General features: G+C 70.5%; 20 protein-coding genes. 12 read left to right on the forward strand and 8 right to left on the reverse strand.

Annotation, left to right across the window (positions count from 1 at the left end; translation table 11 throughout):
* The first annotated feature begins 27 nt into the window (after nt 1-27).
* Together QHF85_RS04600 and QHF85_RS04605 are read left to right on the forward strand one after the other, a co-directional pair.
* Entirely contained in the window at nt 28-933 is a 906-nt protein-coding gene (locus QHF85_RS04600; RefSeq protein ID WP_281325810.1) for a DMT family transporter, read from the forward strand.
* Between the two features lie 187 nt (nt 934-1,120).
* Nucleotides 1,121-2,938, forward strand: coding sequence for a carboxypeptidase-like regulatory domain-containing protein (locus tag QHF85_RS04605; RefSeq protein ID WP_281325811.1), 1,818 nt, complete (start codon nt 1,121-1,123; stop codon nt 2,936-2,938).
* A 30-nt stretch (nt 2,939-2,968) separates the two neighbouring features.
* Here QHF85_RS04605 and QHF85_RS04610 read toward each other — a convergent pair whose 3' ends face one another.
* The 3 genes from QHF85_RS04610 to QHF85_RS04620 form a co-directional block, all read right to left on the reverse strand.
* The gene (locus tag QHF85_RS04610; protein WP_281325812.1) at nt 2,969-6,871 is read right to left on the reverse strand and encodes a serine/threonine-protein kinase; all 3,903 of its coding nucleotides are present in this window, start codon (nt 6,869-6,871) and stop codon (nt 2,969-2,971) included.
* A gap of 94 nt (nt 6,872-6,965) precedes the next feature.
* A complete protein-coding gene (locus QHF85_RS04615; protein ID WP_281325813.1) occupies nt 6,966-7,505 on the reverse strand; it encodes a response regulator in 540 nt (179 codons plus the stop codon).
* Complete coding sequence (locus QHF85_RS04620; RefSeq protein WP_281325814.1) at nt 7,502-8,797, reverse strand: HAMP domain-containing sensor histidine kinase; 1,296 nt, start codon at nt 8,795-8,797, stop codon at nt 7,502-7,504. The genes QHF85_RS04615 and QHF85_RS04620 overlap by 4 nt, the downstream gene beginning before the upstream one ends.
* A 76-nt stretch (nt 8,798-8,873) precedes the next feature.
* Between QHF85_RS04620 and QHF85_RS04625 the strand changes: the two genes are divergently transcribed.
* Nucleotides 8,874-9,863: a hypothetical protein gene (locus QHF85_RS04625; RefSeq protein WP_281325815.1), complete on the forward strand. Its 990-nt coding sequence runs from the start codon at nt 8,874-8,876 to the stop codon at nt 9,861-9,863.
* A complete protein-coding gene (locus QHF85_RS04630) occupies nt 9,856-10,293 on the forward strand; it encodes a FixH family protein (protein ID WP_281325816.1) in 438 nt (145 codons plus the stop codon). The genes QHF85_RS04625 and QHF85_RS04630 overlap by 8 nt, the downstream gene beginning before the upstream one ends.
* On the opposite strand, the gene QHF85_RS04635 is transcribed toward QHF85_RS04630, so the two are convergent.
* Nucleotides 10,278-11,057 carry an alpha/beta fold hydrolase gene (locus QHF85_RS04635; protein WP_281325817.1) on the reverse strand — a complete coding sequence of 260 codons (780 nt, stop codon included), beginning with the start codon at nt 11,055-11,057 and terminating at the stop codon, nt 10,278-10,280. The two genes, QHF85_RS04630 and QHF85_RS04635, sit on opposite strands and share 16 nt — an antisense overlap.
* 96 nt (nt 11,058-11,153) lie before the next feature.
* On the opposite strand from QHF85_RS04635, the gene QHF85_RS04640 reads away from it, so the two are divergent.
* The gene (locus QHF85_RS04640) at nt 11,154-11,807 is read left to right on the forward strand and encodes a nucleotidyltransferase domain-containing protein (RefSeq protein WP_281325818.1); all 654 of its coding nucleotides are present in this window, start codon (nt 11,154-11,156) and stop codon (nt 11,805-11,807) included.
* Between the two features lie 9 nt (nt 11,808-11,816).
* Here QHF85_RS04640 and QHF85_RS04645 read toward each other — a convergent pair whose 3' ends face one another.
* Entirely contained in the window at nt 11,817-12,512 is a 696-nt protein-coding gene (locus QHF85_RS04645; protein WP_281325819.1) for a 3-hydroxyacyl-CoA dehydrogenase NAD-binding domain-containing protein, read from the reverse strand.
* Nucleotides 12,513-12,673: 161 nt separating this feature from the next.
* Here QHF85_RS04645 and QHF85_RS04650 point away from each other — a divergent pair, with 161 nt between their 5' ends.
* Complete coding sequence (locus QHF85_RS04650; protein WP_281325820.1) at nt 12,674-13,588, forward strand: TIGR02757 family protein; 915 nt, start codon at nt 12,674-12,676, stop codon at nt 13,586-13,588.
* A 64-nt stretch (nt 13,589-13,652) separates the two neighbouring features.
* Nucleotides 13,653-15,230: a hypothetical protein gene (locus tag QHF85_RS04655; RefSeq protein ID WP_281325821.1), complete on the forward strand. Its 1,578-nt coding sequence runs from the start codon at nt 13,653-13,655 to the stop codon at nt 15,228-15,230.
* Nucleotide 15,231: 1 nt separating this feature from the next.
* On the opposite strand, the gene QHF85_RS04660 is transcribed toward QHF85_RS04655, so the two are convergent.
* Together QHF85_RS04660 and QHF85_RS04665 are read right to left on the reverse strand one after the other, a co-directional pair.
* Complete coding sequence (locus QHF85_RS04660) at nt 15,232-15,480, reverse strand: hypothetical protein (RefSeq protein WP_281325822.1); 249 nt, start codon at nt 15,478-15,480, stop codon at nt 15,232-15,234.
* Nucleotides 15,477-16,052 carry an RNA polymerase sigma factor gene (locus tag QHF85_RS04665; protein ID WP_281325823.1) on the reverse strand — a complete coding sequence of 192 codons (576 nt, stop codon included), beginning with the start codon at nt 16,050-16,052 and terminating at the stop codon, nt 15,477-15,479. The genes QHF85_RS04660 and QHF85_RS04665 overlap by 4 nt, the downstream gene beginning before the upstream one ends.
* Nucleotides 16,053-16,190: 138 nt before the next feature.
* Between QHF85_RS04665 and QHF85_RS04670 the strand changes: the two genes are divergently transcribed.
* Complete coding sequence (locus tag QHF85_RS04670; RefSeq protein ID WP_281325824.1) at nt 16,191-16,559, forward strand: hypothetical protein; 369 nt, start codon at nt 16,191-16,193, stop codon at nt 16,557-16,559.
* A gap of 1 nt (nt 16,560) precedes the next feature.
* On the opposite strand, the gene QHF85_RS04675 is transcribed toward QHF85_RS04670, so the two are convergent.
* Nucleotides 16,561-17,469, reverse strand: coding sequence for a metallophosphoesterase (locus QHF85_RS04675; RefSeq protein WP_281325825.1), 909 nt, complete (start codon nt 17,467-17,469; stop codon nt 16,561-16,563).
* 81 nt (nt 17,470-17,550) lie between these two features.
* Between QHF85_RS04675 and QHF85_RS04680 the strand changes: the two genes are divergently transcribed.
* From QHF85_RS04680 to QHF85_RS04695, 4 genes are read left to right on the forward strand one after another with little or no spacing between them, the layout of a single operon-like run.
* Nucleotides 17,551-18,381 carry an EI24 domain-containing protein gene (locus QHF85_RS04680; protein WP_281325826.1) on the forward strand — a complete coding sequence of 277 codons (831 nt, stop codon included), beginning with the start codon at nt 17,551-17,553 and terminating at the stop codon, nt 18,379-18,381.
* Between the two features lie 59 nt (nt 18,382-18,440).
* Complete coding sequence (hemE, locus tag QHF85_RS04685; protein WP_281325827.1) at nt 18,441-19,475, forward strand: uroporphyrinogen decarboxylase; 1,035 nt, start codon at nt 18,441-18,443, stop codon at nt 19,473-19,475.
* Nucleotides 19,472-20,908: a protoporphyrinogen oxidase gene (hemG, locus tag QHF85_RS04690; RefSeq protein ID WP_281325828.1), complete on the forward strand. Its 1,437-nt coding sequence runs from the start codon at nt 19,472-19,474 to the stop codon at nt 20,906-20,908. The genes hemE and hemG overlap by 4 nt, the downstream gene beginning before the upstream one ends.
* A 29-nt stretch (nt 20,909-20,937) precedes the next feature.
* Entirely contained in the window at nt 20,938-21,789 is an 852-nt protein-coding gene (locus tag QHF85_RS04695) for a class II glutamine amidotransferase (RefSeq protein WP_281325829.1), read from the forward strand.
* The last annotated feature ends 14 nt before the right edge of the window (nt 21,790-21,803 follow it).

A 21,803-nucleotide genomic window follows, 5' to 3' on the forward strand; every position in this document is an offset into this window, starting at 1 on the left:
CGGTTATCTTGCGCGCCTCTTTTCCCCATGTCCATCCCTCTCGGAGAGCTCGCTGCCCTCGGCACGGCGCTTTGCTGGACCGCGAGCTCGCTCGCGTTCGCGGCCGCCGGACGCCGCATGGGCTCTTTGTCGCTGAACCTCGTCCGCCTCGTCCTCGCGTTCGTGTTTCTCAGTGTATACAATTTCGGTCGTCGAGGCCTCCCATTGCCGCTCGACGCGTCCGCCGATGCGTGGGGCTGGCTCTTCGCGAGTGGTCTCGTCGGATTCGTCCTGGGCGACATGTGCCTCTTTCGGGCGTTTTTGCTCATTGGCCCGCGCGTCGCGATGCTCATCATGGCGCTCGCGCCGACGATCGCCGCCGTCCTCGGCTGGTTCGTCCTGGGCGAGCGGATTTCCGGCCTCGGCATCGTGGGAATGGGCGTGACGCTCGTCGGAATCGCGACCGTCGTGCTCGAACGAACCGGTGATACGAATCCTGCGGGCGCCGGAACGAAGGCGGAATCGGGCAAAGGAATCCTGCTCGCGTTCGGCGGCGCCGCCGGACAGGCCGTGGGGCTCGTGCTGAGCAAGATCGGCATGAAGACCTACGACCCGTTCGCCGCGACGCAAATTCGCATCATCGCGGGCATCGTGGGTTTTGCCGTTCTGTTCACGTTCATCCAGTGGTGGGGACGTGCGGCGGCGGCGGTCCGCGATCGTACGGCGCTCGGATTCGCCGCGCTCGGCGCGATTGCGGGCCCGTTCGTCGGCGTCTCGCTGTCGCTCCTCTCGATTCAGCACACGGAGACGGGCGTCGCGGCCACCATCATGGCGACGACCCCCGTCCTCCTCATTCCGGCCGTCATTCTGTTCCACAAGGAATCGGTGAGCCTGCGCGCCGTTCTCGGCGCGCTCGTCGCTGTGGGCGGCGTCGCGCTGCTCTGGATCCGGTAACGGAATGCGGTAACGGCCTCCGGTAACGGAATGCGGTAACAGCCTCCGGTAAGCGATTGCGGTAAGCCGAACGTGCACTGGTTTGGCGAATTTCCATAGCGAAATTCGTGCTGAGCCAGGCGACACGGCGTCGGACCTTTGTTAGGGTCGTCATCGCTTCGCGAAAACGAATGGGAGGTCCTTCGATATGAACTTCCGAACGCTTTCTTGGCTCCAGGGCGCCGCGTTTTCCCTCGCTTTCGCCGCCATCGGCTGCGGGCCCACGCCCGAAAAGCTCGGCGACGCGTGCGAGACCGACGGCGATCCGTGCCCCTCGGGCTCGGTCTGCGCCCCCGGCGGCGAGGACAACATCTGCCAGATCGCTCCGGGCGGCGCCTGCACGCCCGGAGGCACCGATTATTGCCAGGGCCCCACGGTCTGCGGCCCCGACAGCAAGTGCTCGATCCCGCTCGGCGAGGCCTGCGAATCGGCCACCCCCGATCACTGCATCGCCGACGCGGTATGCACCGACGCGAAGATTTGCGAGATCCCCGTCGGTGGCGCCTGCGACCCGGCCGGCCCGGACCACTGCCAGGGCGACAATGTCTGCGGCAAGAACCTCGACGGCACCGGCACGTGTGGCATCGCCGAGGGCGGCGCCTGCGATCCGGCGAATAACCAGTGTGCCGGCGGCCTGACCTGCGCCGAGCTCACGGCGGGCGGCCACGCTTGTTATCCGCCCGTCCTCATCAAGGGCATGGTGTTCGACTCCCAGACGAAGGGCGCCGTCGCCGAAGCCCAGGTCATGGCGCTCGACGATCAGGGCGCCTCCGTGAGCGACGTCGCGATCACCGACGCCGAGGGCAAGTATCTCCTCGCCGTGCCCGTCCCGCGCCAGGACGACGGCGTGCCGGCCCCGGACGTCGCCTTCACGCTCCGCGCGAGCGCCGCCGATTACCAGACCTTCCCCGGCGGCCTGCGCACCGCGCTGCCCATCCTTTCGAGCGAGGCGAAGTCGGACGTGGACGGCTGGAACATCGCCTCGACGCTCACCGACATCGCGCTCATCGGTTTGCCCGCGGATCAGAAGGGTTTGCCCTCCATCTCCGGCAAGGTCGCCGCCGACGACCTGTCGGCCGGCGTGCTCGTCGTCGCCGAGGACGCGATGAACCACGGCTTCTCCGCGATCACCGACAAGAGCGGCGCGTACACGATCTTCAACGTCCCGGCCGGCGCCTACACCGTGCATGGGTATGCCGCGGGCCTGCAGCTCACGCCCGCCTCCGCCGACGTCGCCATGGCGAACCTCACCGGCATCGACCTCGCGCGCTCGCAGAATGGGCTCGGCGTCGTGTCCGGCAACCTCAACATCGTCAATGCCCCCGGCGGCTCCGCCACGAGCGTCGTCCTCGTCGTCGCCTCGACGTTCAGCGACACGTTCGTCCGCGGCGAGGTCCCGCGCGGCCTGCGCACGCCGCTCTCCGGCCCGCCCAACGTCACGGCGGCCTTCAGCATCAAGGACGTGCCCGAGGGCCGTTACAAGGTCCTCGCCGCGTTCGAGAACGACGGCCTCGTGCGCGACCCCGACCCGAACATCGCCGGCACGCAGATCGTCGAGGTCACGATGCCGAGCCCGGGCGTCGACATGCCGCTCTCCGATTCGTTCAAGATCACCGAGGCCCTGAGCGTCGTGAGCCCCGGCGCCGACAAGGCCGAGGCCGTCACGACCGCGCCCATGCTCACCTGGGCCGACGACAGCAGCGAGGATTTTTATACGGTCGTCGTCTACAATGCCTACGGCGAGCTCGTCTGGTGCCTCTCCGACCAGATGATGAATTGCGCCGGATCGAGCATCCCCGCCGTGAGCGGCCAGCCGAACGTCACCGTGCCTTATGGCGGCCCGCTCGAGCCCGGCATGTATTACCAGTTCCGGGCGACCGCGTGGCGCGCCTCCGGCGGCATGCCCGGCCCGATCTCGAACACCGAGGATCTCCGCGGCGTGTTCTACGTCGACGTCATGCCCTGAAAAGGGTCTCTCCCGCCAAACCCACCCGACCTATTCGCCCGGGCCGAGCCAGACCCGGGCGAGCTCCAGCGTCCGCGCGTTCTCGGGCACGTCTTCGAGGAAACTCCGCCGGTATTCGGGGTTTGGCGTCCGCTCCGCGATCCGATAAAGACGCTCGCGCGCCACCCGGAGCGCCGCCCGCGCCTCGGCCCGCGCGCCCGCCGCGTCGAGGCATTGGGCGAGCGTGACGAGCAAGAACCCGCCGCGATAACCGAACCCGCGCACGGCCTCGTACCGCGCATGCGACGCGCGCGCCTCCGCGAGCGCCTCGTCCACGCGCCCCATCGCGCGGAGCGCGCTCGCGAGCACCGCGCCCGCCGCGGCCTGATCGAGCGGCAGCACCCCGCCGAGCTCCATCGCCGCCCGCGCGTGCCGCGCCGCCTCCTCGTGAAGACCTCCGCGCCGCGCCACCTCGGCGAGCGCCCAGCGCCCGCGCGCCTCGTCCGCCTGGTTGCCGTTCATCTTCGCGCCCGCGAAGAGCCGCGTCGCCTCCTCGCGCGCCTCGTCGAGCCGTCCTCCGTCCGAGAGCGCGAGCACCCGGAAGAGCGCGCGGAGCGAGGCCACGATCGCATATTCCTCGTCGAGCCGCGCCTCCGGCCGCAGCGTCTCGGCCGCGCGCGCATTCGCCCCGAGCAGCCACTCGTTCATCCCGACGAACACCCGCGCGAGCACCCCGCCGCGCCGCGAGCCGGCCTCGTTGAACGCCTGGAGCGCCGAGCGCGACCGTGACAAACTCTCCCAGGGGTTCTCCTGGATCCACGCCTCCCAGCGCGGATAGGAGAGGTGCCAGAAGGCCCGGGCCATCGGGTCGCGATCGGCTGCGGGCTCGACGAGCACGTCGAGCCTCCGTTGAATGGGCTCGACGATGTCGATCCGCCCCTCCGTCAAGAGCAGGACCGTGGCCATCGCGAGCGCGAGCGACACCGTGCCGAGGACCTCGGGCGCGGGCTCGATCGCAGCAATCGCGTCGAGGATCCCGATCGACTCTTCGACGTGCTTCATTCGAAGCGCATAGGTGAATTGCGCGAGCGCGCCGCGCACCCACGCCGCGCTGCCCGGTGGGGCCCGTCGCGTGAGCCGCGCGCCGTGTGTCGCCGCCTCTTCGAGGTGGTTTTGCCACATGCGCGCCTCGGACACGATTCCGAGCAGCCCGATTTCGGTCTCGGGATCGGGGCCGAGGGCGAGGGCACGCTCGGCGCGGCGAACGGCGTCCTCGTCGTCGCCTGCGCGATGCGCCTGCTCGGCCGCGCGCAGGAGGTGGCGCACCGCGCGGCTCGGCTTCTGGCCCCGCTCGAAATGGGTCGCCAGGACGAGCGGATCGGTCTCGCCGTGGGATTCGAGCCACGTCGCCGCGAGCCGATGGCCGAGCTCGCGATCCTCCTCGGTCAGCATGGTATAGGCGCCCTCGCGCACGAGCGCGTGCCGGAACGCGACCTCCTCCTCGCCGGGGAGGCGGCTTTCGCCGCGGAACGACAAGAGCTCGCGCTCTTCGAGCGCCACGAGCCGCTCGCGCACCACATTCTTGGCGACGGCTTCGCCGAGCAGCGCCCGCGCGCCGCCGGTCCAGAACACGTCCCCGAAGACGCTCGCCGCGCGGAGGAGCCGCCGGTCCTCGTCGTCGAGCGAGGCCAGGCGCGATTGCACCATCGCCACCACCGTCTCCGGCAGCTCCGCGTCGCGCCCCTCCGCCGCGGCGCGGATGAGCTCTTCCAGGTAAAACGCATTTCCCTGCGCCCGCTGGACGATCCGCTCGACGACCTCCTGCGGCGCGCCTTCGCCGAGCGCCCCGCGCACGAGCTTCTCGCTCGCCCGCTTGCCGAGCTCCGTGAGGCTGATCTCCTGCAGTCGGCGCCCCTCCCAGAGCCGCGGGAATCGCTCGCGCACGTCGGGGCGCGCCGTCGCGAGGACGAAAAAGGGTTTGTCGGAGAGCGTGCGCAGCGCCGCGTCCACGAGGCGCACGCTCGGCAGGTCGCCCCATTGCAGATCCTCGAGCACGAGGAGCACCGGCGCCGCGTCGCACTCGGCCCCCAGGAAATCGAGGAACGCCGCGCGGATCTGGTCGACCATGAGCTGCACGTCCGCGCGCGCCGCGCGGAGCGGCAGGTCGTCCTCGTCGGGGAACGGCGCGTCCACGATCTCGCCGAGGAACCGCGCCACGCGCCGCGCCTCCGGCTCCGCGAAGCGCGCCGACACCCGCGCGACGAGTTTGTCGCGGCGCACGCTCGGCCCATCCCCCGCGGCGATCCCGAGCGCCATGCAGAGCGCCTGCGAAACGAGCCGGAACGCCGATCCCGCCCGGCGCGCGTCTCCGCCGGAGATCCACGCGTTCGCGAGCGGCGCGTCGCGCAGCGCGCTCTGCACGAACTCCTGCGCGAGCCTGGATTTGCCGAGGCCCGCGGCCGCCGTCACGAGCGCGGCCTGCGCGGCCGGCTCCTCGATGCAGTCCTCGAACAGGCCGGAGAGCGTGCGCAGCTCGCGGTCGCGCCCCACGCACGGCGTGGGATTGCCGAGGAGCGTGCGCGTGCCGAGCAGCGCCGGACGCTCGCCGTGCAGCGAGAACCCCGCGCCGTCCTTTCGCACCTCGAAGCGCGCGTCGAGCAGGCCCGCCGTGAGCTCGTCGAGCGCGATCGGGCACTCCTCGTGGCTCGCACCGCGGTGCTCGGCGAGCGCGTGCGCCGCGCGGTCGATCGCGTCCCCGAGTGGGCTCGGCCCCGCGAGCGATCCCCACCCGACGGCGAGGGCGAACGGCCGGCCGCCGGCGAGCGCCCGCAGCTCCATCGCGATGCGCGCCGCGCGCGCCGCCAGGTCCTTCGCTCCCGCGCCCGCGGTCCAGAGCGCGAGCGATCCGTCACGCAGGATCTCGCACGGCACCCCGCGCGCCTCGGCCTCGGCTTGCAGGGATCGATCGAGCTCCGATGCGCGCCGCTCGCGGCTCTCGAACGATCGGCCGAGCGCCGGGGGCGGCAGCGAGTGCTTCGATCGCCCGATGAGCAGCGCCGCGACGGGCCGGCGCTCGGTGCTCGTGAGCGAGGGCGGGCGGAGCGAGAGGGGCGCGACGGCGCGCACCGTGGCCGCGCCGCTCTCGAGCGCCTGGAGCTCCTCCACCACGGCGCGGCCGTCGCGAGGCCGGTCCGCCGGGTCCTTCGCGAGCATGCGCATCACGAGCGATTCGAGCTCGAAAGGGACGTCCGGCCGGAGCTCGACGAGCGACGGCGGCTCGGCGAACAGCACCTTCGCGAGGATCGCGTGCAGGTGATCGCCGGGGAACGCAGGCGCGCCGGCGAGACATTCGAAGAGAAGGCAGCCGAGCGCGAAGACGTCGGCCCGCGCGTCCACCTCGGCCTCGCCGCGCACTTGCTCGGGCGCCATGAAGCCCGGCGTGCCGACGATGCTGTCCGCCCCGGTGATGCGCGTGCGCCGCCCGAGCTTGGCGATGCCGAAGTCGAGCAGCTTCGGCTGGTCGGGTTTGCCGTTCACGAGAAAGACGTTCTCGGGCTTGAGATCGCGGTGAACGATGATCTGTTCGTGGGCCGCGGCGAGCGCCTCGGCGACCCTCCGCGCGAGGGCGACGGTGTCGTCGATCGAGAGCCGCCCGCGCGCGAGCACGCGCGCGAGCTCCTCGCCGTCGAGCCATTCCATCACGAGGTAACGCGTGTTGTTCGCGAGCGTGCCGTGCCCGAGGTAGCGGACGATGCCCGGGTGATCGAGCGATCCGAGCGCCTCGATCTCGCGGTCGAAGCGCGCGTCGTCGACGGCGCTCGCCTCGGAGACGAGCTTCAGCGCGACCGGCACATTGCTCTGCCGATCCCACGCCCGGTGCACCTCGGCCATGCCGCCGGTCCCTGCAAGGTGCAGGATCTCGTACCGCTCGGCGAAGACCGTACCTTCCCTCATCCTCAACGAATCAGTCTACCGGCAGCGCAAGGACCTTGCAAACCCGGAAGCACGCCACGCCGCCCCGGGCATCCCGCCGCGCGATTGCCCGCGCTCAGCGCGTGGGAGGCATTTTGGCAATCTTGCGCTGGAGCGAGCGCCGGTGCATCCGCAGCCGCCGCGCCGCCTCGGAGATATTGCCGCCGCAATCGCCGAGCACCCGGTGCAGATACTCCCACTCCACGCGATCGAGCGAGGGCACGTCGTCCGGCGCGCCCTCGGCGGACGGGCGACCGGCGAGGGCGCGCTCGCACGCGGCCGCGTTCACCGGCTTCGTCAGGTAATCGAACGCCCCTGCGCGCATCGCCTCCACCGCATTCGCGATCGTCCCGTACCCGGTGAGCACCACGATGCGTGTCCCCTCGTCGACGGATCGGAGCGATCGCACGAGGTCGATCCCGCTGCCGCCCGGCATTCGCACATCGACGAGCGCATATTCGAAGACCTGCCGCGCGGCGAGCGAGAGCGCCGCCTCGGGCCCCTCGGCAAGCGACACCGAAAAACCCCGCCGTTCGAGCGCCTCCCCGAGCGCGGCCCGGAACGCGTCGTCGTCGTCCACCACGAGCAGCGTGGGTTTTCCCTCGGCCGCCGTCACGCCCGCGCCTCCCCGAGCCGGATTTCCACCCGCGTCCCCCGCGGCTCCCGCGGACCGATATCGAGTGTTCCGCCGGCGATCTCCACGACCCGCCGCACGAGCCAGAGCCCGAGGCCCATTCCCTCGCCGGGCTCCTTCGTCGTCAAGAACGGCTCGCCGAGCCGCTCGCGCAGATCCGCCGGCACGCCCGTGCCTTCGTCCTCCACCGCCACGAGGATCCGCTCGCCCTCGCGCCGCACGTGCACGCCGATCGGCGCCGTCACCGCGCCGGCCCGGCACGCGAAGAGCGCATTGTCGAGCAAGGCCCCGAGCGCGCCCTCGAGCTCGGACGCGGACAAACCCACGCGCGCGGCCGGATCACACGACATGGAGATCGTGACATTCGCGTCGGGGTGCGCCGCTCGCCAGGCCGCGACGGCGCGCGTCGCGGCGTCCGTGATGCTCGCGTGCTCGCCCTCGGCCGAGCGCGTGCTGCCCGCCGAGAGCCGTGTGATCACCTGCCGGCATCGCTCGATCTGCGCGCCGATCGCCGCGCCGTGCCGCTTCGCCGCCTCGGGCTCGCAGCCGTCGTTGATCTCGTAGGCGAGGACCGCGATCGTCCCGAGCGGCGTGTTGAGCTCGTGGGCCGTGCCTGCCGCGAGCGTCGCGAGCGCGCGGAACCGCGCGTTCACCTCGGCCTCGCGACGCAGACGTGCGATCTCGCGGCCGCGCGCGGCGAGCGCGCCGCGCACGTGCGTGACGAACGTGGCGATGATCCCCGCCGAGATCGCGAAGGCGAACCACATCCCGTAGAGGTGCGTCGAGAAGGCCCCGTTCTCCGGGTGGCTCGGGCAGCAGGCCCCGGAGGGCACGCTGAAGAGCGCGAGGAAGAGGCACGCGGCGAAGCCCGAGAGCGCGAGCGTCGTGCCGAGCGGCAAGACCGCGGCCGCGAGCGCGACGTGGATCAAAAAGAGCGCGCTCCAGGGGTTCGCCGCGCCTCCCGAGCACGCGAGGACCACGAAGATGCCGGCGAGGTCGAGCGCGAGCCCGGCCGCGAGCGCGCGCGGCGAGGGCGGCGGCCGTCCGCGCCCCGCGCGGGACGCGACGAGGGCATTGGCCGCGGCCACGAGCAGCGTCGCGGGCACGGCGATCTCGTAGCGAACGTGAAACCCGAGGACGTACGCGCTGAAGGGCAGCGTCGCGAGCAGGAGACCGGAGACCGCGATCCGCAGGCCGGACAGGCCTCGCTCGACGATCCCGATCGCGCCGTCTTCCTCGTGGGCCGCGGGCAGGCCGAGGGGGGAGCCTGACATGGGGCCGAGCGTAGCAACGGCGGGGCGCGGCGGGGTGCGTCGGATCGTCGCACCATCGTGCTCGGACGTCCGCACGATGCGACAACGTGTCTCATGGATCTTTGCGCCGCGCGGCTCCATGGATGCTTTCGTGCTCGGCGCCCGCAAAACCTTCGCTTCGGCTCTGCTCGGCAGCGCGCTCTTCTTCGGCGCGCGTGAGGCCTCGGCTTCCGCTTGTTGCGGCAGCGGTCACGGCCTCGGCCAGCGGCTCGGCCCGTTCGAACGCGGGGCGATCGGGCTCTCGTTTCGATTCTCGGATCGGTTCGGCTCGCACGGACACGCGGGCGGCTTCACGCTCGCGCCGGCCGGCACGCTCGACGCCGAAGGCCGCGCCGAGCTCGGCGGCTTGTTCGCGCCGATCCCGCGCCTTCAGCTCGGCCTCGTCGCGCCCGTGCTCCTCAACATCCGCGGCTCGCGTGACGACACGGCCGTCGTCGGCGGTGGCTTCGGCGACCTCTCGCTCTCCGCGCGCTTCGACATCGTCTCGCTCACCACGACGAGCGCCTGGCCCGCGATTGCCCTCACGACCGGCGTCAGCCTCCCGACGGGCCGATCCGCGGCAGCCGCGAAAGACCCGCTCGCCACGGACGCGACGGGCCTCGGCGCCGCGGAGGTTCGTCCGGGCGTGTTCGTCGAGAAAAACTGGGACAACCGGGCCTCGGCCGTCTTCAGCGCGTCGATCGGCCTCCGCACGCCGATGACCGGGGCGCGCGGCGAGCGGATCGGGCTCGGTCCGCGGGCAAGGTTTGTCGCGGCGGCGGGGCCTGTGTTTTCCTCGGGCTGGTCGCTCTCGGCGGGGCTCGTGCACGAGCGTGAATCGGCGCCCTCGATTGCCGGCGTGGTGACGCCCGACGCGGATCGGCGACGCACGGCCGCGCTGTTGTTTGCCGGATACGACCTTTCCGAGCGCTTCACGGCGCTCGCCTCGCTGGAAGTGGACCTGCCGGTCCCGTCCCTCGGCAAGAACGAACCATCCGCCGTGGCGTTCGCCATCGGCCTACGGAGATCATTTCCGCGTTATGAATGAAACGAACCGCATCTCCCGTGCCCGTTTTTCGAGGATCCTCCTCTGCTCGCTCGCCTTTTCATGGCTCGCCGCGTGCGGCGGGGAGGGGACGGCCGCGAGCCCGGAGCAGGAGACGATCGGCTTGCGCGGCGCGATGGAATTCAAGCTCGTCCCCGAGGCGCCGCTCGTGCAAGGCGAAAACGATCTGCGATTGACCCTGCACGACGCCGCGACCGGCAAGGTGGTCGAGGGGGCGACGATCGAAGTGACCGCGATCATGCCGGCGATGGGGCACGAGGCGACGAGCCCGCCCTCGATCGAGGATGCGGGCGAAGGCGCCTACGCCGTGCGTGGCCTCGCCCTCTCGATGCCGGGCCGCTGGGACGTCCACGTGAAGGTCGAGCACCAGGGCACGACCGACGAGGTCCATTTTTTCTACGACGTGCCCTGATCCCGCCGGACATCCTCGAGCACCGCGCGCAGCGACTCCAAAAACGCCGCCTTCGATTGCTCGAACAGATAAAAATGGCCGCCCTCGAAGAGCCGCGAGGTGAAGGCCGCGCTCGTGTGCTCGCGCCACGGCTCGAGTTGCTCGGGGCGCGTCGAGTGATCTCGCTCTCCGCCGAAGGCCGTGATGGGGAACGGGAGCGGCGCTTCGGCGCCGATCGTGTACGTCTCGTAGATTGCGAGGTCCGCGCGGAGCGGCGGCAGGAACAGATCCATGAGCTCGTCGCTCGCCAGGACGGCCTCGGGCGTCCCGCCATAACGGCGGAGCTCCTCGATGAGGCGCGGCCTCGGCAGGTCGTGCAAAGGAATGCGCCCGAGCGGCAGGTGCGGCGCGCGGCTGCCGGAGACGACGAGGGCCCGGGGCGCCGCGGAGCCTCGCGCGCGGAGCGCCCGCGCCACCGCGAATGCGACGTGTCCGCCGAAGCTATGGCCGAAAAGCACGAACGGGAGATCGAGCTTCGGCGCGAGCACGGAGACGACCGCCGAAGCGAGCAGGGGCATCGATCGATGAGGTGTCGCCGTGAACAACGACTCGCGGCCGGGGAGCTGCAAGGCGTGAAGCTCGACCCAGGGCGGCAAACCTTGGGCGAGCGCGCGGTAGGGAAATGCGCCGCTCCCCGCGTGCGGGAAGACGAAGAGGCGAAGCGCGGGCGCCTCGCGGGCGGGGACGGTGACGAGGGCAGGGGACGGAGGCGGGGTCTCGGCCATGGGATGCTTGAGCCTTAGGCATCACGAAGGCCCGCGGAGGTCAAGCTCGTCGCGTGGTTGACGGCCCGCGCGGGTGTCCGTAGCCTCACCCGCATCATGAACAACTGCCCCGAGGCTCTCGCGAACGAGCCGATGCTCGAAAGGCTCGTGCACGAGCTGGTCGAGCGGCATGGCTGCCATACCGTCGTTCTTTATGGCTCGCGCGCGCTCGGGATGGCGACCGCGGAGAGCGACTGGGACATGCTCGGGATCCGCGCGGAGGGCGAGGCGACGCGGGACGCCCGGCTCGTCGACGGGGTCTTTTTCGACGCATTCATCGTGCCCGAAAAGAACGTCGTGGACGCGGGGGCGAATTATCTGCACGTGCGCGGGGGCATTGCCGTCCTCGATCCGCGCGGACTCGGCGCGCGCCTCCTGGAGGACGCCGCGGCCGCGCTCGCCTCGCCGCCGAAAGGTTTGCCCGAGGCGGAGATCGCGGCGCGGCGGGCCTGGTGCCAAAAGATGCTCGGGCGCATCCGGCGCGGCGGGCCCGCGGACGTGGAGGCGCACTATCGGCGCACGTGGCTGCTCTTCGACCTCCTGGAGCTCTATTTCGTGTTTCGGGGCCGCCATTTCCTCGGGCCCAAGGAGAGCTTCCGCTGGCTCCTTTCCGAGGACGCGCCAGCGCACGCGGCGTTCTCGGCCGCGCTCGCGCCCGGCGCGCCCGTCGAGGCCATCGAGGCGCTCGTGGAGCTCGTGCTCTCGGCTTGAGGGCGCTCCTCAGACCCCGCAAAAGCTCGCCGGCCGTGCCCGCGACGAACGAGGAAACCCGGCCCGGGGGGCGCCGAGCTCGGCCCCTCGCGACCGGAGGAGGAGGCAAGCGGGCGTGTCGCGGACGATCACCGCGTGCTTGCCGAGCGCCTTCACGAATTGCACGGCCGTCTCCACCACGGTAGGCTGCGTCCGGTTCGTCACGGACACCTCGCAAAACCCGGCCAGCACTGCGGGAGCGAAGAAATGCAGTCCCACGAAGTTTTCACGTACGTGCAGGCGCGTCGCGAGCGCCCGGAGCAGAGCGGTCGGGGCCGTCGTGGCCAGAATGGCGTGCCCGTGCGTGGTGCGCTCGGCCTGCGTGAGCAGGGTTTGTCGCGCTTTCCAGGGCGCGTCGGCCGATTCGAGGACGAGGTCGGCGCTCGCCGCGGCCGCGATGTCGCTGGACGCACGGAACTGCCCGAGCGCGCGCTCGACGGCGTCTCGGTCGAGCCGGCCGGCGTGGCGTTTGTCCTCGAGCGAGGAGGCCAATCGCCTGCGCGCCTCCGTGGCGCCGCCGGGCGTGGTTCGAATCATCGTGGCGGACAGGCCTGCGAGCAGGCAAGCCTCGATGACGCCCATGCTGCCCGCACCTCCACCGATGATGGCCACGTCCACGATCGCAGAGGCCGTCGCGTCGCCGTTCGCGTTCTCCAGCGGCTCCATGGTCCCCCTCCCAAGCAACCTCCGGGACGCTCGAGATCGAGCGCTCGGGGTACGATGTCGTATGGCTCCTACATGGGCGCCGTCAATCCAGTCGAGTTCGTCTGGGCCAGTCGACGCCGCGGGCGTACGCGCGGCGGTGCGTGCGCGCGAGGCGTAGGCGAATGAGCCGCAGCGGATCGTCTTTGCGAGGGGCGGACGAGGCGCTCCGGCGCGCGCTCGAGGACGTGCGGGCGCGTTGCGACGTCGAGGCGCGCAAGGCGGCCGATCCGGTGCATTTCGTGCATCGTTATGCCCGTCGCGACGACCAGGAGATCGTGGCGATGATCGCCTCGGCGCTGGCCTTCGGCAACGTGAAGGCGCTCTGCGCGAAGATCGAGGACGCGCTCGCGCGGCTCGGCCCGCGCGTCGCGGAGATCGCCGACGATCCGGCGGCGGTGCGCGCCCGGCTCGCGGGGTTCCGGCATCGCGTGTATCGGGACGAGGATCTCGCGGGGCTCGTGATTGGCGCGCGGGCGGTGCAGCGCGTCCATGGCTCGCTCGGCAAGGCGCTCACGGACAAACTCGCGGCGAGCGGCGATTTGCGGGAGGCGCTCGGGGCCTGGGTCCGCGAGATCCGGGAGCGGGGCGAGCTCGGCGCCGGCGCGGGGGGGCGGCGGGGCGCCGAGCACATCTTGCCGGATCCGAGCAAGGGCAGCGCCGTGAAGCGAATCTTGCTCCTCGTGCGGTGGATGGCGCGGCCGGCGGACGGCGTGGACCTCGGGTTATGGGACGTTCCGACGTCGCGGCTCATCATTCCCGTGGACACGCACATCCACAAGCTCTCGCGAAACCTCGGGCTCACGGAGCGCAAATCGGCCGATTTCCGGGCGGCCGAAGAGATCACGGCCGCGCTCGCGCGGCTCGATCCCGAGGATCCCGTGAAATACGATTTTTCTCTGTGCCACCTCGGCATGCTGCAGACGTGCCCGTCGAAGCGGGACCCGGAGGCGTGCGAGGGGTGCGGCGTGAAGCCTGTCTGCCGGCACTGGCGGGCTGACGCGACGGGCGGTCGGCGCGGCACGCGACGTCGTTCGTGAACCGACCCAAGCCGGACGAATCCGTATACAATGCGTCCTTCCTTGTATCGAAGGAGGGATTTTCATGCTTGCATTCATTCGTCCTGCGCTCGGGATCGCTTTCCTTCTTGGTTCGCTCGCCGCCTGCTCGGGCGGCGGGACCGGCGATGACGGCTCCGGCGCGTCCGGAGGCTCGGGCGGCGCGGGCGCGTCGGGCGGCTCGGGGTCGGCCTCGGGCGGCGGAGGATCGGGCGGAGCCGGCGGCGGGGGCGCGCTCGGCGGGCCGTTCCGCTATGGCGTCAATTATGGATTTCCGAACCCTGGCTGGAACGATCAGGACCTCGCCTTCCTGTCGCACGAGGCGGGCGCGAACAGCGCGCGGCTGAAGCTCTCCGAGGGGCACCTCGCGACGTGGGGCTACGAGATCGAGGTCGGCGACATGAAAGGCTACGAATCGCTCGGCATGGGCGAGCACGTGGCCTTCCTCGGCGCGCCCACGGCCGAGCACTCGACGGCGCCGGGGGGCATTCCGAGCTGGGAGCTCGAGCATTACATCCCGAAGAACCTCTACGAGCCCGTCTTCAAGGAGGACGGGTCGATCAACCCGAACAATTACTGGGGCGCGTACGTGTACCAGACCGTGACCACGTACAAGCCGTGGGTGCGGGTGTGGGAGGTGTGGAACGAGCCGGACTGGGTCTCCGATTGGCAGGTCACGCAGACGTGGGACACGGAGCCGCCGACGAAGGAGCAGCTCGTGCGGTTCGGCGGGTCGATCTACGATTACGTGCGCATGCTGCGCGTGAGCTTCGAGGCGGCGAAGAAGGCCGATCCCGAGGCGCGGATCGCGCTCGGCGGGATCGGGTATCCGAACTTCCTCTCGGCCGTGCTGCGGTACACGGACAACCCCTCCGGCGGGGCCGTGACGAACGAATACCCGAAGACGGGCAGCTCGTATTTCGACGTCGTGAGCTTCCATTATTATCCGGTCTTCGGGCCCGAAACCTCGGACGACGGCGTCGCGGGGTTCTTGCAACTGAAATCGGAGCTCGAAGGAAAGCTCACGGCCGCGGGGGTGACGGGCAAGGGATGGATCGTGACGGAGACCGGCGGGCCGCACGTCGCGGTGGGTGGCGCGCCGGGCGGGGCCGACTACGCGCCGAATTATCTGGCGAAGGTGATGGTCGCCGCGCAATCGGCGGGGATCGAGCGGGTCGATTGGTTCTGCCTGTCCGATGGAAAGCCCGTCGGAGAGAGCACGAATGCGTTCGATTACATGGGCCTCTACGTCGACGTCTCGAAGCTCGGACAAACCAGCGAGGCCGTGCGCACGGAGGCGGGCCGCGCGTACCGTACGCTCAGCAAGGTCCTCGAGGGCGCGCGGTACGACACGGCGGGCACGACCGCGCTCGCTTTGCCCGGGTCCGTCGGCGGCGCCGCATTCAAGCTGCCCGACATGCGCCGCGCAGTCGTGCTCTGGGCGAGGGCGACGGAGGGCAGCGAGACCGCAAACGGGGTGCACTCGTTTGCTGCCGAGGGGCCGTACGAGATGTACGCCCTCGATTGGAGCGAGACGGGCACCGTGTCGACGCTCGACCCCGTGGACGGCAAGATCACGACCATGATCTCGGACGAGCCGTGGATCTTCGTGCAGAAGCCCTGATTCAGCCGCCGTAGACGCGGCCGTAAAACTCGATGAGGCCCGCGGCGTAGCCGAGCGCGAGCGCGCCGAGCGCCGCGGGCATCAACCTGTCCATGAAGAAATGGTCGAGGCGCGACGAGAGGCTCGTCTTGGCTTCGAGCGCGAGGCGCGCCTTTGCGGCGACGTCACGGGCGAGCGCGGGCGCGATGGGCGCGTCGGGCAGGCTCTCGATGGCCCGGACGATCGGGTCTTCTCCGTCGGTCGTGTTCATGGGCGCAGGCTTCCCTTCCTGACAGCGCGATTGTTTCCTTTTTCGATGGCGGTCGCAAGCTCGGCGCGCGCGCGGCTCAAGCGCTGCCGCGCGGCCTCGGGCGAGATGCCGAGGACCTCGGCGACGCGCGGCGCTTCGAGGCCCTCGCCGACCGCGAGCAAGAGCACCTCCTTTGCGGCGGGGGCGAGGCTCGCGAACGCCTCGCGGGCCGCGCTCGCCTCCGCTCGAGCGGCGACTTCCCCTTCGGGGGAAGGGGATTCGACGTCCTGCTCGGCGCCGAACGAGAAGACGCGGGTGAGGTCGAGCATCGCCCAGCGGCGGTGGCTGCGGTAGCGGTTTCGCGCGAGCGTGAAGATCCAGGCGGCGAGGTCCGAGTCGTCGGCGAGGCTCGTCGCGTCGCGGGCGACGGCGAGCCACGTCTCCTGGAAGAGGTCTTCGGCGACCTGCCTTTTGCCCGAGAGCCGAAGGAGGAAGCGGAAGACCCGCTCGTGGTAGCGGGCATAAACCTCGTCGAAGGCCGACGGGTCTCGGTCGCGAAGGCGCGCGACGAGGGGAGCGAGCGCGGGGTCCACGTCTCGCCAGAGCGTACGAGGCGGCCGAACGTGACGGAGAATTTTTTTTCGTCACACCTGCCCCGCTCGTGCGCTTTCAGGGGTGAAGGCCGGCAATCAAGCCAGGCCACCGAGCAACCCGAGACTAGGGAGGCGATCATGTGGGAGTTTTTTCAGCAGGGCGGCTGGCCGATGTGGGCGATCCTTTTCGTGGGATCTTTCCTGATCGGTGCGTCCCTCCGGTTCGCGGTCCGTCCGGACCGCGCGAAGGTGGGTCTCCTGAAGTACCTGTCGCTCGCCGTGATTGCGGCGTCGATCCAGGGGATGGTGATGGACCTCGGCACGGTGTTCAAATACACGGTGGACCCGGACCGGGTGCCGGATGCCGAACTGACGCGCACGCTGCTCCAGGGCTTCCACGAGAGCACGCGGCCCGGGACGTTCGGCGGCGGGCTGCTCACGATCGCGCTCGTGCTCATGGCGATCGGCTCGTCGCGGCTCGCGCGGAAGGAGTCGCCGGCGGCCTGAGTCAGCTCGGCCACTCGATCCGGAAATGATCCATCGACGACGTGCGCGTCCCGCCCTTCGGCAGGCCGTGGGCGCGCACGTCGAGGCCGGTGTATCCCGGTGCGAGGGTCAGGAAGTGAAAATCGCGAATCGACGGGCCGTCGAAGAGGTCGCGGAACGCCTGTCGCGCCTTCGGGAGCAGCCGATGCCGCGGCCCTCCTCCGCCGCCGCAGACGACGAAATGGCGGCCCTCCCGGACGAAATGCTCGTAGGCGTGCACGTGCCCCGAGAGCATCAGCACGGTCTTTCGGGATCGTAGGAACGAGGGGACGAACGCGCGCTGGGTGAGGGCCGAAGGGCCGGTGACGGTGCCGTTCGTGAACGGCGGATGATGGACGAGGACGAGAATGCCCCGCAGGCCCGGATCCGCGTCGAAATCGACGAGGGTTTCCTCGTAAAAACGGGATTGCTGGTCCCATTGCCGCGCTGTCATGAAGGGCCGGTTCGAATCGAGCGCGACGACGCCGAGAGGGCCGATGCGCGCCGTGTAGAACCGACGTCGCTCGAGCCGGGGGAAACGCGCGAAGTAATGGCGGAGCCCCAGCGGCCCGATCGACCAGTAATCGTGGTTGCCGAGGATCGGCAAGAGCTCGATGTTCGCGGCGCGGAGCGGCTCGACCAGCCGATCAAAAAACGCCCAGGCCCGAGACGAGCCGCCGAGGAAGACGTGATCGCCGAGCAGAAGCGCGACCTCGGGGCGCGACGCCGCGAGCGCTGTGACGATGCCCGTCCGCTCGGCGTCATTCTGTTCGGCGAGCAGGAAGAGGCGCTCGACGAGGGCCGTGCGTTGCAGGTCGGAGACGACCGCGACGCGGCCGCCCTCGAGGAGGGGGACGAAGATCGGAGGCGCGCGCGTCGGGGCAGGGGCCATGGGGGAGGAGAGGCATCCTAGCGCGCACCTCGCGCGGAAGCCGTTGACCGGATGCCCAAGTGCTAGAACGTTCCTCGTCGAATGATCACCCCCGATGCATCCTCCGGCGTCCCCGTCGCGCCCGTCCCGAGCCCGTCCGCGGCGCTCGTGCCGCTCGAACGCCCCGGCTTCGGCGCAGGCCTCAAGGCCGTGCTCGGCGGATACGGCTACCTCTTCCGCACGCCGGACATCTGGCCGCTCGCGCTCGTCCCGACGGGCATCGCGCTCGTGCTCACGATCGTGCTCGGCACCGTGGGCGTGAAGCTCGCGCCTTCGCTCGTCGCGCTGCTCGTGAAGGAGCCCGGGACCGGCGCGCTCTGGGCGGTGCTCGGCGTCGCGCTGAAGGTCCTCTCGGTCGTCGTGACGCTCGTGGCTGCGCTCGCCGTCTCGTTCGCGCTCGCCAAGCCGCTCTCGGGGCCCGCGCTCGAACGGATGGTGCGGCGCGCCGAGGCCGATCTCGGCGCGCCCACGTGGTCCGAGGTCGGCTTCTTCGCGGACATGTGGCGCGCGCTGCAGTCGTCGCTCGTGGCGCTCGCGTTCACCGCGCCGATCCTCGTGGTGCTCGGCCTCCTCGGCTTCTTCTTCCCGCCGGTGAGCGTCGTCGTGTTCCCGCTTCAGTTCGCGGTGACGGCCCTCGCGGGGGCGTGGGACCTCTGCGACTGCCCGCTCTCGATCCGCGGCGTGCCGGTGGGCGCGCGCATCGATTTCGTCCGGCGCAACATCGGCGCCGTGATGGGCTTCGGCCTCGGCCTCGCGCTGCTCTCGTTCTTGCCGTGCGCGCTGCTCATCGTGCTGCCGGCCGGCGTGCTCGGCGCGGCGCGGCTCGTGGTCATGCTCGAACGCTACGAGGCCGCGAGAGAGCTGCCGCGCTGAGCTACGGCGGTCGGCGCTTCGTCGTTGCCACGGACGGGGCCCGAGGTCACTGTTCGGCCATGTTCGATCGGTTTTTGCGCGCCTGCCGCCGCGAGGTGACGGACGTCACGCCCGTCTGGTTCATGCGACAGGCCGGCCGCTACATGGCGGAGTACCGCGCGCTTCGGGAAAAACACACGCTGCTCGAGATCTGCAAGACGCCGGAGCTCGCGCTCGAGGTCACGCTGCAGCCGCTGCGGCTCGGCGTCGATGCCGCCATCCTGTTCGCGGACATCCTCTTGCCGCTCGAACCGATGGGCGCGCCGTTCTCGTTCGAGAAGGGCGAGGGCCCCGTGATCCACGCGCCGGTGCGCGATCGCGCGGACATCGATCGGATGCGCGTGTTCGAGCCGGAGGAAGGGCTCGGCTACGTGCTCGAAGCGATTCGCCTGATCCGGCGCGAGCTCGACGGCAAGACGCCGCTCATCGGCTTCGCGGGCGCGCCGTTCACGATGGCGAGTTACCTCGTCGAGGGCGGCAAATCGTCGGATTACTTCCGCACGAAGCAGCTCATGTGGGGCGATCCCGCGTCGTTCTCCCTGCTCATGGGCAAGATCTCCGAGGTCGTCCGGCGCTACCTGCACGCGCAGGTGGAGGCCGGCGCGCAGGCGGTGCAGCTCTTCGACTCGTGGATCGGCGCGCTTTCGCCCGAGGACTACCAGACGCACGTGGCGCCGCACGTGAAGAGCATCCTGCAGAGCGTGGAGAAGACGGGCGTGCCGGTGATCCACTTCGGCACGAACACGTCGACGCTGCTCGAAGCGCAGCGCGACTGTGGAGGCACGGTGATCGGCGTCGACTGGCGTTTGCCGCTCGGCGAGGCGTGGAAGCGCATCGGCTACGATCGCGCGATCCAGGGCAACCTCGATCCGCTCTTGCTCTGCGCCCCGCCCGCCGTGGCCGCGACGCGCGCGCGGTCCGTGCTCGCGCAGGCCGCCGGCAGGCCGGGGCACATCTTCAACCTGGGGCACGGGATCGTGCCGCAGACGCCGGTCGATCACGTGAAGGCGCTCGTCGACGTGATCCACGAATACCGGCACGAGGGCGCGACGTGAGCGCTCGCCGCGTCGTCGTGGTCGGCGGCGGCGTGACGGGGCTCGTCGTCGCCTACCGCTTGCTCTCCGCGCACAAAGACCAGCGGTTCGAGGTCACGCTGCTCGAATCGCAGCCGCGGCTCGGCGGCAACATCCAGACCGAGCGCGAAGGCGGATTCGTGATCGACGGCGGGCCCGACTCGTTCGTCGCCGCCAAACCCTTCGCCACGGATCTCTGTAAGGAGCTCGGCCTCGGCGAGCGGCTGATTGGTACGACGCCGAAGAACCGCCGCGTGTACATCCCGCGCCGCGGCGCGCTGCACACGATGCCGGAGGGACTCGTGCTCGCCGTGCCCACGCGCTTCTTGCCGTTCGCGCGGACGCCGCTCTTCAGCCTGCCGGGCAAGGCCCGCATGGCGCTCGACCTCGTCTTGCCGCAGCGCCCGAAGGAGAAGGGCGACGAGTCGATCGGGAGTTTTTTGCGCAGGCGCCTCGGGCAGGAGGCGCTCGACGTGCTCGGCGAGCCGCTTCTCGGCGGCATCTACGCGGGCGACGTCGATCTGCTCAGCGTCCGCAGCACCTTCCCGCAGCTCGCCGATCTCGAAGATCGTCACGGCAGCCTGATCCGCGGCGCGCTCGCCGAGCGTCGGAAGAAACCCGCGACGAAGGGGCCGCCGCCGAGCCCGTTCCATTCGCTCCTCGGGGGCATGGGCGAGCTCATCGAGGCGCTCGTCCGGCGCATCGAGAAGGCGGGCGGCGACATCCGCGTGGGCGCGCCCGTCGTGTCGGTCGAGCGATCGAGCGGCGCGGATGCGAGCGCCCCTCCGCGCTGGGTCGTGCGGTTCGGCGCGCGCGACGGGCAGACCGAGTCGATCGAGGCCGACGACGTGGTGATGGCGGCGCCCGCGCACGCGGCGGCGAACGCGCTCGGCGGCGTCGACGCGGAGCTTGGCGCGCTCCTCCGCGGCATCCCGTACCTCTCGACGGGCACGGTCGTGCTCGCGTACGCGCGGCCCGACGTCCCGCACCCGCTCGACGCGGTGGGCGTGGTGATCCCCAAGGAAGAGCGGCGCCGCATCCTCGCGGCGACGTTCATCTCCAGCAAGTGGACGGCGCGCGCCCCGCAAGACGCGGCGCTCGTGCGCGTGTTCGTGGGCGGGCACCGGGATCCGGGCGCGCTCCGGGCGAGCGATGAGGCGCTCGTGTCGCTCGCGCGCGAGGAGCTCGGCTCGCTCATCGGCGTCCGCGCCGCGCCCATGCTCGCGCGTGTTTTCCGGTACGACCAGGCGAACGCGCAGCCGATCGTGGGGCACGCGGCGCGGATCCGGCGCATCCGCGACATCGCGCGTGGGCTCCCGGGCCTCCACTTCGCGGGCGCGGCGTTCGACGGCGTCGGCATCCCCGACTGCGTGCGGCAGGCGAACGAGGCCGCGGCGGCCGTCGCGGCGCGCTGAGTTTCGCCTATACTCCCGGACGCGCGGAGATGTGCGAGCTACTCGGGATGGAGTGCAACGTCCCCACGGACATCGTCTTCTCGTTCGCCGGCTTGTGCCAGCGAGGTGGGAAGACGGGTCCGCATGCGGACGGTTGGGGCCTGTCGTTTTACGAGGGGTACGCGGCGCGTGTGTTCCTCGAACCGACGCCGGCGGCCGAGAGCCCGCTCGCGCGGTTCCTCTCGCAAAACCCGATCAAGACGATGCTGGCGATCGGCCACGTCCGCAAGCGGACGCGCGGGCCCACGAGCCTCGCGAACACGCACCCGTTCGCGCGTGAGCTCTGGGGCCGGCACTGGGTCTTCGCGCACAACGGCACGCTGCCGCGCGTGAAGCAGCGCAAGCTCGGCCGCTTCACCCCGATCGGCACGACCGACAGCGAGTACGCCTTCTGCGTGCTGCTCGAGGAGCTGCGCCGCACGTTCGACGATTATCCGCGCAAGCCGAGCGAGCTCTGGCGCGTCGTGGCGGACGCTGGCGCGCGTATCGCGAAAGACGGCACGTTCAACTTCCTGCTCGGGGATGGTCGGCACCTGTTTGCCCGTTGCGGCACGCGGCTCTGCTACATCATCCGAAAGGCACCGTTTGGCCTCGCGCACCTCGCGGACGACGACGTCGCGGTCGACTTCTCGGCCGTGACCACGCCGCGGGATCGCGTGGCGGTCGTGGCGACGGCGCCGCTCACGAAGAACGAGACGTGGACGCTGGGCAAACCCGGTGAAATGTGGGTCTTCGACCACGGTCGGCTGCTCGCGACGTTGCCGTCGGGCGCGCCGGATCGACGGCCCGCGCGGGCGGAACGCGCATCACGCGCGAGCGCGGCGCGAGGCCTCACAGCTTGAGGTGCTTCTTCGAA

This window comes from Polyangium sp. 6x1, assembly GCF_029946515.1.
Taxonomy (GTDB): domain Bacteria; phylum Myxococcota_A; class Polyangia; order Polyangiales; family Polyangiaceae; genus Polyangium.

Coding starts and splice junctions, on each gene's coding strand:
- QHF85_RS04605 (WP_281325811.1), top strand. CDS start 1,121: ATGAACTTCCGAACGCTTTCTTGGCTCCAGGGCGCCGCGTTTTCCCTC.
- QHF85_RS04675 (WP_281325825.1), bottom strand. CDS start 17,469: ATGGCCCCTGCCCCGACGCGCGCGCCTCCGATCTTCGTCCCCCTCCTC.
- hemE (WP_281325827.1), top strand. CDS start 18,441: ATGTTCGATCGGTTTTTGCGCGCCTGCCGCCGCGAGGTGACGGACGTC.
- QHF85_RS04630 (WP_281325816.1), top strand. CDS start 9,856: ATGAATGAAACGAACCGCATCTCCCGTGCCCGTTTTTCGAGGATCCTC.
- QHF85_RS04655 (WP_281325821.1), top strand. CDS start 13,653: ATGCTTGCATTCATTCGTCCTGCGCTCGGGATCGCTTTCCTTCTTGGT.
- QHF85_RS04680 (WP_281325826.1), top strand. CDS start 17,551: ATGATCACCCCCGATGCATCCTCCGGCGTCCCCGTCGCGCCCGTCCCG.
- QHF85_RS04670 (WP_281325824.1), top strand. CDS start 16,191: ATGTGGGAGTTTTTTCAGCAGGGCGGCTGGCCGATGTGGGCGATCCTT.
- QHF85_RS04635 (WP_281325817.1), bottom strand. CDS start 11,057: ATGGCCGAGACCCCGCCTCCGTCCCCTGCCCTCGTCACCGTCCCCGCC.
- QHF85_RS04610 (WP_281325812.1), bottom strand. CDS start 6,871: ATGAGGGAAGGTACGGTCTTCGCCGAGCGGTACGAGATCCTGCACCTT.
- QHF85_RS04660 (WP_281325822.1), bottom strand. CDS start 15,480: ATGAACACGACCGACGGAGAAGACCCGATCGTCCGGGCCATCGAGAGC.
- QHF85_RS04695 (WP_281325829.1), top strand. CDS start 20,938: ATGTGCGAGCTACTCGGGATGGAGTGCAACGTCCCCACGGACATCGTC.
- QHF85_RS04600 (WP_281325810.1), top strand. CDS start 28: ATGTCCATCCCTCTCGGAGAGCTCGCTGCCCTCGGCACGGCGCTTTGC.
- QHF85_RS04645 (WP_281325819.1), bottom strand. CDS start 12,512: ATGGAGCCGCTGGAGAACGCGAACGGCGACGCGACGGCCTCTGCGATC.
- QHF85_RS04620 (WP_281325814.1), bottom strand. CDS start 8,797: ATGTCAGGCTCCCCCCTCGGCCTGCCCGCGGCCCACGAGGAAGACGGC.
- QHF85_RS04625 (WP_281325815.1), top strand. CDS start 8,874: ATGCGACAACGTGTCTCATGGATCTTTGCGCCGCGCGGCTCCATGGAT.
- QHF85_RS04640 (WP_281325818.1), top strand. CDS start 11,154: ATGAACAACTGCCCCGAGGCTCTCGCGAACGAGCCGATGCTCGAAAGG.
- QHF85_RS04650 (WP_281325820.1), top strand. CDS start 12,674: ATGAGCCGCAGCGGATCGTCTTTGCGAGGGGCGGACGAGGCGCTCCGG.